The 15,050-nt window shown below is 63.2% G+C and carries 13 protein-coding genes and 1 pseudogene; 6 read left to right on the top strand and 8 right to left on the bottom strand.

The features are described from left to right. Nucleotides 1–95: 95 nt before the first annotated feature. Together KW568_RS19745 and KW568_RS19740 are read left to right on the top strand one after the other, a co-directional pair. The gene (locus KW568_RS19745; protein WP_003250187.1) at nucleotides 96–2,330 is read left to right on the top strand and encodes a TonB-dependent siderophore receptor; all 2,235 of its coding nucleotides are present in this window, start codon (nucleotides 96–98) and stop codon (nucleotides 2,328–2,330) included. Nucleotides 2,331–2,456: 126 nt separating this feature from the next. Then, nucleotides 2,457–2,996 carry a histidine phosphatase family protein gene (locus KW568_RS19740; RefSeq protein ID WP_003250189.1) on the top strand — a complete coding sequence of 180 codons (540 nt, stop codon included), beginning with the start codon at nucleotides 2,457–2,459 and terminating at the stop codon, nucleotides 2,994–2,996. A 3-nt stretch (nucleotides 2,997–2,999) separates the two neighbouring features. Here KW568_RS19740 and KW568_RS19735 read toward each other — a convergent pair whose 3' ends face one another. Together KW568_RS19735 and KW568_RS19730 are read right to left on the bottom strand one after the other, a co-directional pair. Next, on the bottom strand, nucleotides 3,000–3,785 hold the full coding sequence (locus tag KW568_RS19735) for a sulfite exporter TauE/SafE family protein (protein WP_003250191.1): 786 nt from the start codon (nucleotides 3,783–3,785) through the stop codon (nucleotides 3,000–3,002). A 125-nt stretch (nucleotides 3,786–3,910) separates the two neighbouring features. Further along, nucleotides 3,911–4,504 carry a helix-turn-helix domain-containing protein gene (locus KW568_RS19730; protein WP_012053085.1) on the bottom strand — a complete coding sequence of 198 codons (594 nt, stop codon included), beginning with the start codon at nucleotides 4,502–4,504 and terminating at the stop codon, nucleotides 3,911–3,913. Between the two features lie 115 nt (nucleotides 4,505–4,619). Between KW568_RS19730 and KW568_RS19725 the strand changes: the two genes are divergently transcribed. From KW568_RS19725 to KW568_RS19715, 3 genes are all read left to right on the top strand, one after another. Continuing rightward, nucleotides 4,620–5,756, top strand: coding sequence for an FAD-binding oxidoreductase (locus KW568_RS19725; protein ID WP_003250196.1), 1,137 nt, complete (start codon nucleotides 4,620–4,622; stop codon nucleotides 5,754–5,756). Between the two features lie 12 nt (nucleotides 5,757–5,768). Then, a complete protein-coding gene (locus KW568_RS19720; protein WP_004576804.1) occupies nucleotides 5,769–6,146 on the top strand; it encodes a RidA family protein in 378 nt (125 codons plus the stop codon). Nucleotides 6,147–6,258: 112 nt separating this feature from the next. After that, on the top strand, nucleotides 6,259–7,323 hold the full coding sequence (locus tag KW568_RS19715; protein ID WP_003250201.1) for a hypothetical protein: 1,065 nt from the start codon (nucleotides 6,259–6,261) through the stop codon (nucleotides 7,321–7,323). Nucleotides 7,324–7,433: 110 nt separating this feature from the next. Here KW568_RS19715 and mcpA read toward each other — a convergent pair. Together mcpA and KW568_RS19705 are read right to left on the bottom strand one after the other, a co-directional pair. Next, nucleotides 7,434–9,312: pseudogene (gene mcpA / locus KW568_RS19710) on the bottom strand (methyl-accepting chemotaxis protein McpA). 142 nt (nucleotides 9,313–9,454) lie between these two features. Beyond that, nucleotides 9,455–10,333, bottom strand: coding sequence for a LysR family transcriptional regulator (locus tag KW568_RS19705; protein ID WP_003250205.1), 879 nt, complete (start codon nucleotides 10,331–10,333; stop codon nucleotides 9,455–9,457). Between the two features lie 101 nt (nucleotides 10,334–10,434). Here KW568_RS19705 and KW568_RS19700 point away from each other — a divergent pair, with 101 nt between their 5' ends. After that, nucleotides 10,435–10,863, top strand: a complete 429-nt coding sequence (locus KW568_RS19700; protein WP_004576803.1) for a PACE efflux transporter — start codon at nucleotides 10,435–10,437, stop codon at nucleotides 10,861–10,863. Nucleotides 10,864–10,902: 39 nt separating this feature from the next. Here KW568_RS19700 and KW568_RS19695 read toward each other — a convergent pair whose 3' ends face one another. From KW568_RS19695 to KW568_RS19680, 4 genes are all read right to left on the bottom strand, one after another. Further along, nucleotides 10,903–11,955 (bottom strand): hypothetical protein, encoded by a 1,053-nt coding sequence (locus tag KW568_RS19695; RefSeq protein WP_033726807.1) that lies wholly within the window; start codon nucleotides 11,953–11,955, stop codon nucleotides 10,903–10,905. Nucleotides 11,956–12,107: 152 nt separating this feature from the next. Beyond that, the gene (locus KW568_RS19690) at nucleotides 12,108–12,776 is read right to left on the bottom strand and encodes a GntR family transcriptional regulator (RefSeq protein ID WP_003250210.1); all 669 of its coding nucleotides are present in this window, start codon (nucleotides 12,774–12,776) and stop codon (nucleotides 12,108–12,110) included. Between the two features lie 16 nt (nucleotides 12,777–12,792). Then, a complete protein-coding gene (locus tag KW568_RS19685; protein ID WP_003250211.1) occupies nucleotides 12,793–13,491 on the bottom strand; it encodes a FadR/GntR family transcriptional regulator in 699 nt (232 codons plus the stop codon). A 43-nt stretch (nucleotides 13,492–13,534) separates the two neighbouring features. After that, complete coding sequence (locus tag KW568_RS19680; protein ID WP_003250213.1) at nucleotides 13,535–14,845, bottom strand: C4-dicarboxylate transporter DctA; 1,311 nt, start codon at nucleotides 14,843–14,845, stop codon at nucleotides 13,535–13,537. Nucleotides 14,846–15,050: the final 205 nt, after the last annotated feature.

Below are 15,050 nucleotides of genomic sequence, written 5' to 3'. Positions count from 1 at the left end.
TTGGCCGCCGAACTGAGTGCGGGGCCGGTGGGCGAGGGCTCCCGGTTTCCGACAGGGATGTGCCTTTTCGCTCATGAATCGCAGGAGATGTACCCATGCAGTGCAGAACTTCATCCAACAGCCTGGCCCTGGCGTTCGTCGCGCTGGCGTCGCCGTCCATGCTGGCGACTGCGGCAGAGTCCGAGGAGCGGCGTGCGGGTGAGGTAGTGGAAGCGCCCGTCGCCGACAACGCGCTGGTGATCCAGGACACCCTGATCACCGCCGAGCGCGAGGCGCGACAGGCCCTGGGCACGTCGATCATCACGGCCGAGGACATCAAGCGCCACCCACCGGCCAATGACCTGTCCGACATCATCCGCCGCGAGCCCGGGGTTAACCTGACCGGCAACAGTGCCAGTGGCGCACGCGGAAACAACCGGCAGATCGACCTGCGCGGCATGGGCCCGGAGAACACGTTGATCCTCATCGACGGCAAGCCATCCAGCGCGCGCAACGCTGTGCGCTATGGCTGGAACGGTGACCGTGATACTCGGGGTGAAACCAATTGGGTGCCGGCCGAAGCGGTCGAGCGCATCGAGATCCTGCGTGGCCCGGCCGCCGCACGCTACGGCTCCGGCGCCATGGGCGGGGTGGTCAATATCATCACCAAGCGTCCTTCCGACGAGCTGAAAGGCAGCGTCAGCCTGTACACGCAACTGCCCGAAGACAGCGCAGAAGGCGCCAGCCGGCGAGCCAACTTCAACCTCGGTGGCGGCCTGACCGATAACCTGGGTTTGCGCCTGTACGGTGGCCTGGCCAAGACTGACGCCGACGATCTGGACATCAACGCCGGGCATGCCACCAGCGCCTTGGTTGCGGGGCGAGAAGGCGTTCGCAACAAGGACATCAACGGCCTGCTCAGCTGGAAACTGAACGACGAGCATCGCCTGGAAGCCAGTGCCGGCTACAGCCGTCAGGGCAACATTTTTGCCGGCGACACCATGAACAGCAACGGCGGCGGAGACGTCGACTTCGTCTCCAGCCTCTACGGCCACGAAACCAACGTGATGCAGCGCAGTACTTATGACCTGACCCACCTCGGTGATTTCACCTGGGGTACCAGCAAGACCACGCTGGCCTACGAATACGTACGCAACTGGCGCCTTAACGAGGGCTTGGCTGGCCGCACCGAAGGTGCCCCAAGCGACGAAGGTGGGGCCATGTCCCGTTTGCGTAACACACGCCTGAGCAGTGAGGTGAACCTGCCGTTCGCCATGGGCAGCACAGAACATGTGCTTACCTTGGGCGGCGAGTACCTGTACGAAACCCTCAACGACCAAGGTTCGTTGCGCCCGCAAAGCTCCGACCCCACCCACAATGACGGCCTTGTCGGCTTCGATCGCAGCAGCTCGAAGATGACCGCACGCAGCTATGCGCTGTTTGTCGAAGACAACATCATCGTTGGCGACACCACCCTTACGCCGGGCCTGCGTTTCGACCACCACGAAAGCTTCGGTGACAACTTCAGCCCGAGCCTGAACCTGTCGCACAAGCTGACCGAAGCGCTGTCGGTAAAAGGCGGCATCGCCCGTGCCTACAAGGTTCCGAACCTGTACCAGTCCAACCCCAACTACCTGCTGTACAGCCGCGGTAATGGCTGCAGTGTGCAACAGGCCAACAATGGTGGCTGCTACCTGCAGGGCAACGCCGACCTCAAGCCCGAGATCAGCGTCAACAAGGAAATCGGCCTGCTGTACGACCGGGGTACCTGGCGCACCAGTGCCACCTACTTCCGCAACGACTACAAGAACAAGATCATCGGTGATACCGATGTGCTTTACACCATGGGTACCGGCAGCCGCGTGACTCAGTGGGACAACGCCGGCAAGGCGCGGGTGGAAGGTGTCGAAGGCAACTTCTTCATCGAGTTGGCCCCGACCCTGGACTGGAACACCAACCTGACCTGGATGCTCGACAACGATGATCGCGAAACGGGCGAGCCGCTGTCGGTGATCCCGGAATACACCGTCAACACCAGCCTCGACTGGCGCGCGACCGAGCAGCTGTCATTCCAGGTAGCGGGTACTTACTTCGGCAAGCAAAAATCGCCGACCTACAACTACCGCACCCAGCAGGACTACGACAAGGCCGCCCAGCAGGACGTCGAGGCCTATGGCCTGGTGGACGTGAGCGCCGGGTACAAGTTCAATGCCAACTACGACGTGCGGGTGGGCGTGAACAACGTCTTCGACAAGCAGATCCTGCGCGGCGGCAACGCCAGCAGCTCGGGGGCAAACACGTATAACCAGCCGGGCAGGGCGGTGTTTGCTGCGCTGAATATCAACTTCTGATCCCAAGGGCCGCCCTGCGGCCCAATCGCAAGTCAATCGGGTCGCGAATGGCCGGCGACATTGTTGCAGCCAAACGTCTCGCAGCGTGCTAAACCATGCACCCCAGCCCGCTGCGAGAAATGCCTGGTGAAAGCCATCCGCCTGACCCTGATTTGCCATGCCCTGACCCAGGCCCAGAAGAACGGGCGCCTGCACCATACGGATGATGGCATCCTGCCGCTAGCCCGACAGGCAGACGCCGACCGATCAGGCGTGCAACTGCTGAGTGCGCCAGAGCGGCGGGCCTGCGAGACGGCGGCGTGGTTAACGGGGGCAGTACAGGTCGAGCCGGGCTTGGCCGATTGCGACCTTGGGCGTTGGCAGGGTTTGTCGTTGAAGCAGCTACAAGCCGAGCAACCGCAGGCGTTGGCAGAATGGCTGCGGGATCCGGCCAGTGCCGTGCATGGTGGCGAGTCGTTCGCTGCGCTATGCCAGCGCCTGGCCGCTTGGCTGGCGGCCTTTGACAGGCCGGGTGACTGGCTGGCCGTGACCCACCCGATGGTCATACGCGCCATGCTGGTACAGGTGCTTGGGTGTCCGATGAGTGCCGGGCAGCGAATTGACGTGCTGCCGCTGTCACGTCTGGAACTGAGCTTTACCGGGCAGTGGCGGTTGCGCCTGGGCTAAGGCTCAGAACGCCAGCTTGTAACCGATCAGCAGCAGCATCGTTGCCAGGCAAGGGCGCAGCACGCGGTCGGAGATTCGCCCGGTGAGGTGGCTACCCAGATAGATGCCTGGCAGCGAGCCCAGCAGCAGGTAGCCCAGCAGCGACCAATCCATGTTGCCCATGCCCGCGTGGCCCAGGCCTGCTACCAAGGTCAGTGGCACGGCGTGGGCAATTTCGGTACCGACCAGGCGACGGGTGACCAGGAACGGGTACAGCAGGAACAGCGCCACTGTACCCAGGGCGCCAGCACCGATGGAGGTGAGGGTGACCATTATTCCAAGCACCACGCCGGTCAGCACCGTGAGGGTGTTCAGGCTACGGTCGCTGAGGTGGTAGTGATCACCGGCATGGCGGCTGGCGAAGGCCTGCAGGCGCGATTTGAACAGGATGGCCAGCGCGGTCAGGATCAGCACCACCGCCAGGCCTTGCTTGATGATGGCGTTGAGCGCCGAGGTGTCGGTGTGCAGGGTGCTGAGGAACCACAGGGTCAGCGCCGCTGCGGGCACGCTGCCCAGGCTGAGCAGGCCGGTGATCTTCCAGTCGATGTTCTTGTTGCGCGCATGCACCCAGACGCCACTGGCCTTGGTGATCGCTGCATACAGCAGGTCGGTACCGACAGCGGTCGCCGGGTGGATACCAAACCACAACAGGATCGGGGTCATCAGCGAGCCGCCACCGACGCCGGTCATACCGACGATGAAGCCCACGACCAGGCCAGCAATGGTGAAACCGAAAGAACCTACATCCATACGCTACTCGACTGCCCAACTTTGCCCGTTATCGGATGCCAGTCAGCATATAGATTTTTTTATAGCCAAATAGACTTGTTCGTTATTAGGTTATAACCGGGTTTGCCTTGGGCGGGCGTGACCGATCAACGATCAGTCATCACCACCATGACATGGGCATCACCACCGTCATCACTTTCCGACAGGTAGATGTGCCCCACCTGGCTGTCGAAATACGCCGTCTCCTGCGGCCCGATGCTGACCGCTTCGCCGGTCTCGAACTCGATGCGCACACGCCCGCTCAGCACCAGCGCGAACTCTTGCCCGGGGTGGCGGATAAAATCGTCGAACTGGCCGCGTTCCCGGGCAATGATGCGGGCATAAGCCGGTGTCATGCGTCGCGCGGGGAAATCCCCGGCAATCGGATAATAGTCGTAGGTGCCGGTCGAATAACCCGCCGCTGCGGGCAGTGAGTCAACCACCACGGTCACCGGCACCGGGGCGCTGACCGTGCCGCTGGCGCGGAACAGCTGGGCAATATCGACATTCAGCGCCCGCGCAGCAGCGGCCAGTTTTTCATAGCTGACCGACACCTGCGCCAGTTCCATCTTCGACAACGTGGACAGCGGCACACCACTGGCTTCGGACAATTGCTTGAGGGTCATCTGGCGCGCCTTGCGCACCTGGCGCAGGCGCTGGCCCACTACTGCACGGTCAAGCTGGGGTAGAGCTGAAGGCATTCAGGGATCTCGGCATGCGGCGTTGGTCGGGCATCTTACCTTGGACCCTTGCGCATTTCTAAATTCTCATATATTAGAATTCTCATAAATGATAATTGGCCTGGCAGGAGCGTGCATGACCCCGACCTACGACACCCTGATCATCGGTGCTGGCATCGCCGGCGCTTCGCTGGGCTACCGCCTGGCCGGTCAGCAGCGCGTGCTGCTGGTCGAGCGTGAATCGCAGCCTGGCTACCATTCCACCGGGCGTTCGGCGGCCATGTTCATGGAGGCTTACGGCACCCCACAGATCCAGGCACTGACCCGCGCCAGCCGAGCCTTCTACGAAGCGCCACCGCAGGGCTTCTGCGAGCACCCGCTGCTGGAGCCGCGAGGCTGTCTGTATGTGGCCAGCCTGGAGCAACGTGAACTGCTTGAGCAAACTTACGCGCAGAACCTGGCCAATGGCACAGAAGTCAGCCTGCTGGACCGGGACGCGGCCTTGGCACTGATACCCAGCCTGCGTGGCGAAACCCTGGCCGGCGCGGTGCTTGAGCCAGGTGCGATGGACCTTGATGTACATGCCTTGCACCAAGGCTTCTTGCGGGGTTATCGCACTGCCGGCGGTGAACTGCGCTGCAACGCCGAGCTGATCCAGGCCTGCTACCTGGACGGCGTGTGGCAGGTGGAGTTGGCTGATGGCAGCCGTTTGCAGGCCCGATGTCTGGTCAATGCTGCAGGTGCCTGGGCGGACCGTGTGGCCGAGCAGTGCGGGGTGGCGCGCATCGGCTTGCAACCGTGCCGCCGTAGCGCGTTCACCTTCCCCGGCCCGGCAGAACAAAACTTTGCCCGCTGGCCTGCAGTGATTGGCGTCGATGAAAGCTTCTACTTCAAGCCTGATGCCGGCCAACTGTTGGGGTCTCCAGCCAATGCCGACCCGGTCGAGCCACAGGATGCCGCGCCCGAGGAGTTCGACGTGGCCTTGGGTATTTACAACATTGAAGCCATGACCACCTTGGCGATCCGCCGCCCTAGCCACACCTGGGCCGGGCTGCGTTCATTCGTTGCCGACGGCGACCTGGTGATCGGTTTCGATGCGCATGCACCCGCGTTTTTCTGGCTGGCGGCCCAAGGTGGCTATGGCATCCAGTCGGCAGCGGGCGCCTCGCGCCTGGCCGCCGACTTGCTGATGGGCCAGCCCTTGTGTCCCGACCTTGTCAGCCAGGGCGTGGCGCCCGAGCGCCTGTCCCCGGCCCGTTTCCAGCAACCCTGAAAGGAGCATCCCATGAGCAATGACATTCAGCGTTTCCCCAGCAGCTTGCCGTTCCCGTTTTCCCGCGCCGTAAAGGCCGGTGGCTTTCTGTTCCTCTCCGGGCAGGTGCCGATGAGCGCTGGCGGCGAAGTGGTGCGCGGTGATATCCAGACCCAGACCCGTGCTGCCTGCGAGCGTATCGCCGAAAGCCTGGAGGCCTGTGGCGCACGTCTCGACCAGGTGGTGAAGGCCACGGTCTGGCTGTCGGACATGCGCCATTTCGCCGGCTTCAACGAGGTGTACAAGGCGTTCTTCGGCGTGGCGCTACCGGTGCGTTCCACCGTGGCTTCGGCGTTGGCCCTGGGCGTGGATGTGGAGATAGAAGTGCAGGCGTTCGTCGGCGACGCCTGACAGGGCAAAGAGCCCGTGTAGAGGCGGCCTTGTGTCGCGATGGGCTGCAAGGCCGCCCCTACAACCGGTATGCGACGGCGATGACAAAACAACAATAAATCCAGAGGTTCACATGCAAGAGCAGCTGAAGATCGCCGGCGCATTTGTCGGCGTGATCGTGGGGGCGGGGTTCGCTTCAGGGCGGGAACTGTTGTTGTTCTTTGTCGATTTCGGCGTGTGGGGGTTGGCTGGCGCGTTGGTCAGCGCCGCCTTGTTCACCTTCCTCGGCATGGCATTGGCGGGGCTGGGCAATCGCCAGCAGGCCACCTCGCACAAGGATGTGATCCTGGCCATCTGCGGCCGTCACCTGGGCATGTTCGTCGACTGGTTGATCACCTTTTTCATGTTCGCCGTCACCGTGGTCATGCTGGCCGGTGGTGGTGCCTTGCTGGAGCAGCAGTTCGGCATCCCGGCCCTGACTGGCAGCGTGCTGGTGACGCTGGTGGTAGTCGGTATCGTGTGCCTGGACGTGCGCAAGATGATACTTGCAATTGGCGCCATCACCCCCTTGCTGATCCTGGTGGCTTCGGCAATAGCGCTGTATGCCGTGATCACCCGCGAGCAGAGCTTTGCTGCGCTCGATCAGGTGGCCAGCCAGCAACAGGCCGGCACCCGCCATTGGCTGCTGGGGGCGTTCTTGTATGTGTCGTATAACATCGTCGCGGGTGCGCCGATCCTGGCCATTCTGGGCGGTTCGGCCAAGGGCGAGAAAGCCGCTGTGTGGGGAGGCCTGCTCGGTGGTGCAGCGCTAGGCGGCCTGATGCTGGTGATGAGTGCCGGGCTGCTGTCGCGCCTGGATAGTGTGGCCGACCAGCCGATGCCCATGCTGTCGATTGCCAACGAAGTGTCACCACTGCTGGGGCTGGTGATGTGCCTGATCATCTTCGGCATGATCGTCAACACCGCGGTGGGCACGCTGTTTTCCTTCCTCTCGCGGCTGTTACCGGCGGGCACGACGAAGTTCCGCTGGGGCTCGGTGGTGACCGGGGTGGTGGCGTTCGGCTGTAGCCTGGTGGGGTTCATCAGCCTGGTGGGTGAGGTGTACCCGTTCTTCGGTTACTTGGGCTTTGTGCTGATGGCGGCGGTGCTGCTGGCCTGGGTGCGGCGGGGCAAGGCTGTTGAAGCGGCGGTGGCGTAACGGGCTGCATGACAGCCCGATCGCGGCACAAGGTCGCTTCCACGGCAACCGCGTAACACCTGTGGAAGCGGCCTTGCGTTGCGCAAGGGGGCGAAGCGCCCCCAAGGCCATCAGATCCTGAAGCTGCCCACCAACTGCTTCAAACGCCCAGCCTGCTGGGCCAGCTGGTCGCAATGGCGCAGGGTCTCGTTGAGGTTCTCCACCCCTTGCTGGTTCAGGGCGTTGATCTGGGTGATGTCCAGGTTGAGGCTCTCGACCACGGCAGTCTGTTCTTCGGTCGCTGTCGCCACCGACTGGTTCATGCCATCGATTTCGCCAATGCGCTGGGTCACGCTGGCCAGGCGTTCGCCGGCCTGGTTGGCCACCTGCACGGTCTGCTCGCTGGAAACCTGGCTGGTGTTCATGGTGTGCACCGCTTCGCGCGAGCCCACCTGCAGGCTGGTGATCATGCGGTGGATTTCTTCCGCCGACTCCTGGGTACGGTGCGCCAGGTTGCGCACCTCGTCGGCCACCACGGCAAAGCCACGGCCGGCCTCACCGGCACGGGCCGCTTCGATGGCGGCGTTCAGTGCCAGCAGGTTGGTCTGCTGGGAAATGCCCTTGATCACGTCGAGGATCTTGCCGATTTCGTCGGTGCTGGCGTTGAGCGTTTCGATCTGCGCGCACGACTCGCTGATCCGTTGCGACAGGGCAGTCATGGCGCTGATGGCTTCTTCAACCACTTCACGGCCACCGTGCGCCTGTTCGCTGGCACCGCTGGCATGTTGCGAAGCATCTGCGGCGTTGCGGGCGATTTCCTGGGTGGCGGCGCCCAGTTCGTTGATGGCCGCAGCGACGCTGTTGGTGCGCATGCTCTGTTCTTCAGAACCGCTGATCGACGCATTGGACGCGCTGACCACTTTCTCCGAAAGGTCATGCACCAGGCGGGTGGCCGAGGACACTTCGCTGATCGAGGCATGGATACGTTCGACAAAGCGGTTGAACGAGGTAGCCAGTTCGCCGAACTCGTCCTTGTTCTGCACGGCCAGGCGGCGGGTAAGGTCACCTTCACCCTCGGCGATGTCGCGCATGGCGCGGCCCATGGTGGTCAGCGGGCTCATCAGCACCGGAATCAGCAGGCCGAGCAGGCCGGCGATGGCGGCCACGGCAATCAGCATGGCAATGATCGCCGAGGTGCGGAACTGGCTGAGCGCGGCATAGGCCTTGTCCCTGTCGATCGACAGCCCGATGTACCACTGCGCCGAAGGCAGGCCGGCCACCGGGGCGAACGAGATGATGCGGTCCTGGCCGTTGAGGGTGACATCCTGCATGCCGGCGGCAACCCGCAGGTTGCTGCCTGGGTAGATGTCCTTGAGGTTCTTCATCACCTGGTCTTTGTTCGGGCTGACGATCACCTGGCCATTGGCGTCGGCCAGGAAGGCGTGACCGATGCCGCCGAAGTCGACCGAGTTGATGATCTCGACGAGGGTGTCGAGGGTAACGTCACCGCCGACCACACCGATCAGTTCGCCATTGCGCTTGCTCTTCACCGGCGTGGCGATGGTCACCATCAGGCCACCGACTGCCCCCTGGTACGGGGCGGTCAGCACGGTCTGCCCGGCGTTGGCGGCGGCGCCATACCAAGGGCGCTGGCGCGGGTCGTAACCGGCGGGCATCCGGGCGCTGGGTGAATTCGCCGTTGGCCTGGCCCAGGTAGGTGAACAGGAAATTACGCGTGTAGGACGGCTGCTCGATCAGCCCTGCCAAGGTGTCGCCGGCGCCTTGCTGGCCGATGTCCTGAGCCAGGTTCTCCAGCACCAGAATGCGCCCGCTCATCCAGTTCTGCACACTGCTGGCGGTCAGTGCACCGGACTGCTGCACCGAGGCTTCGATATTCTGGCGGATGGTATTGCGTTGCAGGTAGTCGTTGTAGAGCGTGAACAGGGCAAATGCCAGGACCACGACGCCGCAGGCGCTGAGCAGGATCTTGTGGCGAAATTTCAGGTTCATGTTTCGAGACCTTGAGCCAATGAAGGGAGGGCGCAGCGCGCTCATGACGCGATGCGGGGCCTGTCGACCGAGATATCGGCTCGAGGGGTAAAAGATTGAAGTGCTTAGAGAAATTTCTTACAGGCGTTTCGACGGACGGCAGTCACGGGTCAGCCAACTGCTCGATCAGCAGGCGTGCGGCTTGCTGCAGCGGCTGTTGTTTGCGCCACAGGATATGCACGGGCAGTTGCAACGCGTTGTGTGTATTGCGGAACTCCAGGCGCACCAGACGCCCGCTGGCCAGCAGCGGCGCGACCCGCGACAACGGCAGATCACCCCAGCCCAAGCCAGCTTCAACCATCTGCAGCGCCAGGTCGAAGCTGTCGGTGGACCAGTGTGTGGCGCCGATCAGCGGGCGAGGGTCAGCCAGTGGCAGATCGCGGCTGCGCACCAGAATCTGACGCACCTGGGTCAGGTCCTCAAGGTAGTGGATACGCCCCTCACGCAAGGCCGGGTGGGCCGGCGACAGGGTGGCTACCAGCGACTCCATGCCGATGTGCTGGAAGCCGCGGCGGGCATCGACCTGCAGGCCGGCAAAGGCTACGCAGAGGTCGGCACGACCGCTGTCCAGCAAGTGCAGGGCTTCTTCCTGCGGGGCGCTGACCAGGGCAATGTCCAGCAAGGGGTGGCGCTCACCGAGGTTGGCGATGGCCGCCAGCAGCGGGCGGTGATCGATGTCGGGTACCACCGCCAGGGTCAGGCTGCTCTCCAGCCCTTGGGACAACTCCAGGGCATGAACCTGTAGCAGCCCGAGTTGTTCGGCAATCAGCCTGGCGTGTGGCTCCAGGGCCAAGGCCTGTGCGGTTGGGCGAACTTCACGCGGACCACGTTCGAACAGGCTATAGCCAAGTTCTGCTTCAAGGTTGCCAATGGCCATGCTCACGGCTGACGGCACGCGCTTGAGGGCGCGCGCAGCGGAAGAAAACGAACCGTTGTCGAGCACGGCCAGAAACAGCTGGATGTTGTCGCTGGAAAAGTTCATGGCAGCCTCCTGTCAGTTGATCTGACAGCTGCTGACTTTTTCTGTCAAGTGCGTTGAAGCATGATCGCCCCCGTCGCATTTTGTCTTTGGAGGTAACCTGGGTGCAGGGATTGAAACGCAAGCTGGTCTACGTGACTTTCTATGAACTGATCGGGCTGTGCATGTCGACCCTCGGGCTGGCCTACCTGTCAGATACGCAGGCGTCGCATACCGGGCCGCTGGCGGTGATGATCACCACCATCGCCATGCTCTGGAACCTGATCTACAACACCCTGTTCGAGTACTGGGAGAGCAGCCAGGCCAAGCGTGGGCGCAGCGTGGCGCGGCGGGTGGTGCATGCCATCGGCTTCCAGTTGACCCTGGTGGTTTACTTGATTCCGCTGATTGCCTGGTGGCTGGACATGACATTGCTGGAGGCGCTGCTGGTGGATATGGCGTTCATCATCCTGGTGCCGTGCTACACCTTTGCCTACAACTGGGCGTTTGATCGTGTGTTTGGCTTGCCAAGCGCTGCCCTGGCCACAGCTTGATACAGCCTTGCGCTGCGAAGGAGCCGGCACAGGCCGCCTCTAAGGTGGCAGGCGAATGATCAAAGGCGCCTGCTGCTGCTGCTCGACCTGCTGCTCCACCGGCCGCGGCGCACTGGCCAGCAAGCTGTCCTCAACCTGCCCCGACAGGTAATAGACCCCCGCCATGGCCCCGCTCTGGCGGTTCTCCATCAACTCCTGCCATTCCTGGTTCAACGCCACGTTCAGGATCACCCGCAGCTGTTCGACCATCTGCGGGTGATCACGGTCATGGGTCATCATCCCGTAACCGGCTGCAGCAATCGAAATCATCGCCCCTGCCACCTTGCCCACTGCCGATGCCACGGCACTGGCGATACCGCGTGGGGCCAGGGTGGCGCCAAGCTTTTCGCTGGCCTGGGTGGCCACCGAGTTGAGCCCGACATCGGTCCTGCCGGGGCCTTTGCTGGCCTGCTGATGCAAGTGCTGGCGCATGGCTTGCCAGGCCGGTTGCTGGTCCAGTGACTTGGCCCGCAGCAACTGATACAGGCTGGCATTGCGCGCATCCGGTGGCCCCAGGGCGATGGCGGGGATACGGTTGAGACGCTGGCTGAACTGCTCGGGCGGCGCGTTGTAACGGCTGATGATGGCCGGCAGTTGCTGGCCGAGCAGTTGCAGGTACAGTTCGCAGGCGCGGTCGCGGATGCCCTCGGGGTTGATCTGCTCAGCTACCGGCTCGATCACCCGCGCGTGATACTGCTCCTGCAGGTACAGGGCCAGGCGTTTTTCTGCCGGTTCCCGACCCTCGCCACTGTCGAGCTTGTACCAGGCCACCTTGAGGGTCAGCCACTGCTGGGTCCAGTAACCCGTGAACCAAGGGATGAAGTCGCTTTCGGTGCGTTGCTGCACCTGCTCCTTCCACACCCGCATAGAGCGCCGGGCATAGTCGTTGGCCGAGCCGGCGGCACCGGCCGAGGCTTCTATCAGTTCCTGGTCGATGCGTTGCCAGGCCGCGGGAGTGAGTATTGTGGGTGGCGGCGGGGCAGGGGGGCGCTTGCTGGTACAACCGCCGAGGGCCAGCAGAAGGCAGAGCAACAGGAGGACTCGAGAACTCACGCGACCGCCTCCCTGGTAGAGGCTGGGGTGGTTCTCGAAGTATAGGGTGGGGTTATTGGGGCTGCTGTGCAGCCCATCGCCCGCATCCGCTCTGATGCAGGTGGTTGCGTGAGCGCGGCCTGCGTGGGAGCGATCGCGTCCGTTTGGTCGGGTTATTCCAGGTCGAGCTTTTCTTCCAGACGGTCAAGGTGCCTGTGCATCAACCCCAGCGCCGCTTCGGCATCACCTTGCTCCACGGCATCGATGATTGCCGCATGCTCTTCCCACGCGCAGTGATCGCAGCACGGCGTTTCGTAGCGAGCGATGATCAGCGAGGTCATCGGCACCAGCCCATTGAGAAATCGCGCCAGTGGTGCATTGGCCGCCACCTGCGCCAGTTTCAGGTGGAACTCGCCGCCCAGGCGGATCGCTGCGCAGCGTTCGCCACGCTCATGGTGCTGGCGCTCGCGCTCCACCAGTTGCCGTAGCTGGCGTACCTGCGCCGGCCGGGCGCGTTGCGCGGCCAGGGTGATCAGCGTGGTTTCCGCCAGGCGACGGGCACTGAGCACCTGACGTGCCTGGTCTGGGTCGGGTGCAGCCAGATGTGCGGTGTGGCTGGGGCGCTGTACCACCACCTGCTGGTCGGACAGGCGCCCCAGCACGCGGCGGATCACCGTGCGGCTGACACCAAAGGCATGGCCCAGCGCCTGTTCGGGCAACAGACTGCCCGGCGGCAGGCGCTGTTCGAGAATGGCGTCGAACAGCCGCGGATAAATCTGCTCGGCCGACAGGCGGGTTTCGCCGGCCGCGAGCAGGGCAGGCAAGTGGGGGGCGGCGTTCATGGGCACTCTCCTGAGGTCATGGATGTGGATGTTCGTCCGGGATATTCAGCGCGATGCCCATGCGCAGCCCTTCGGCCACGATGTGCTGACGCATCTGGGCACTGGCCTGGGCGCTGCTGCGTTCGCGAATGGCGCGCACCACCGCTTCGTTTTCCTTCAGCCGCGCGGCCAGGTGCTCTGGCGAGTTGCGCAGCATGTCGGCGCTTTGCTTCAGGGCATTGCCGGTCTGCTGCACCACGCTCTGGAAAATCGGGTTGGTGGTCAGGGCGAACAGCGCCTCATGGAAGGCAATGTAGGCTTTGACCCCGGCCTCGCTGTCATCGGCCTCCAGCGCTTCGCGCATGTCCATCAGGGTCAGGCGCAACTGGCCGATGTCCTGGCTGTTGGCCGACTGCGCCACCAGGCCGACGATGAACGGTTCGAGTGTGTAGCGCAGTTCCAGCACGTCGGCCAGGCTGGCCGCTGCGCTGGTTTCCACGCCCGATGCCTGGGCATCGGCATCCAGCACCAATACGCCCTTGCCGGGTAACGAGCGCACCAGGCCCAGTGTTTCCAGCACGGTTACCGCTTCGCGCAGGCTGGGGCGGCTGATGCCCAGTTGTTCGGCCAGTTCGCGCTGGCCTGGCAGCATGTCGCCGGTACGCCATTGGCCGCGGGCCAGGGCCTGGCGGAGTTTTTCCACCACTGAGTTGACGACGGTTGATGAGCTGATCACGGTTCGCTCCTGGAAGGGCCGGCGTCATGCCGGCCACGTTCGCTCAGAATTCCTGTTGATGGGCGTTGGGTTGCTTGCGTGGCGTGGGGGCAAAGCCAGGCTTGCCGTCGAGCACGTTCTGCGCACGCTCCAGGTCAATGTCCTTCTCCCAACGGGCAATGGCCACGGTGGCCACGCAGTTGCCGATCAGGTTGGTCAACGCCCGGCCGATACCCATGAACCAGTCCACCGCCAGCACCAGTACCAGGCCAACCACAGGGATCGCCGGTACCGCAGTCAGGGTGGCGGCAAGAATCACCAGTGCCGAGCCTGGGATGCCGTGAGCCCCCTTGGAAGTCACCAACGACACCAGCAGGACGGTCAGCAGGTCGGTCATTTCCAGTGGCGTGCCGGTGGCGTTGGCGATGAACACGATCGCCAGGGTGAGGTAGATGGAAAAACCATCGAGGTTGAACGAGTAGCCGGTAGGGATCACCAGGCCGACCGTGGAACTGCCGATGCCCAGGTGCTCAAGCTTGCGCATGATCTGTGGCAGCACGGCGTCGGAAGAGGCGGTGCCCAGGACGATGGTCAGCTCTTCACGCAGGTACTTGATCAACGGCAGCAGCTTCAGGCCCGACAGGCGCATGACGGTGCCCAGCACGATCAGCACGAAGCCGGCACAGGTCAGGTAGAACAGCGCCACCAGCCCGCCCAGGTGCTGCAGCGACGCCAGGCCGTACTTGCTGGTGGTGAAGGCAATGGCGCCGAACACGCCGATCGGCGCCAGGCGCACAATCATGCCCATGATGCGGAAGATCACATGGCTCAGTTCGTTGATCAGTCGCGAAATGCCGGCGGCCGAGTCACCCACCAGGTTCAGCGCGCTGCCGAACAGCACCGAGAACAGCAGCACCTGAAGAATGTTGTTGTCGGCGAAGGCACCGATCACCGAGGTGGGGATCAGGTCCATGAAGAACGCCGTGGCGCCATGGATGTGCTGGCCGCGCTCGGCCAAGCCGTTGGCATCGGCGGCGGACAGTTGATCCAGGTGAATATTGGCACCGCTGCCAATGCCACTGGTGAAGGCGAACACCAGGCCGATCACCAGCGCCAGGGTCGTCAGCACTTCGAAGTAGATCACCGACTTCAGGCCGATGCGGCCGACCTTTTTCAGGTCACCCGCACCCGAAATGCCGCTGACCACCACGCAGAACACGATCAGGCCGATGAGCATCTTGATCAGCTTGATGAAGCCGTCGCCGAGGGGTTTGAGTTGCAGGGAGAGGTCGGGGAAGCTCAGACCGCAGGCGATGCCGAGGGCAAGGCCGAGTACGACTTGCAGGAAAATCGAACGCGAGCACCATTTGAGCATGGGAGGAGTCTCTGATCGGTGTCCTTGCTTCGGTAGCCGCACGGGGCGAAAGAGCGCAGGACTTAATTATTGTGGTCTTACCGGTTTGTTCAGCGCGAGGCCATAAAAGCGCGAAAAATACCTGATTGCAAGGTTTTTTTGGCCTTACCGGTCTGACCAGTTGTGGGGCAATCCAGCCTGCCATGCTCTAGTTCGGTGCGTGCCG

It is taken from the genome of Pseudomonas sp. HD6515 (assembly GCF_024971855.1).
Taxonomy (GTDB): Bacteria; Pseudomonadota; Gammaproteobacteria; order Pseudomonadales; family Pseudomonadaceae; genus Aquipseudomonas; species Aquipseudomonas alloputida.
Note: the sequence above shows the minus strand (reverse complement) of the source record. Positions and strands in the feature narration are given on the sequence as shown.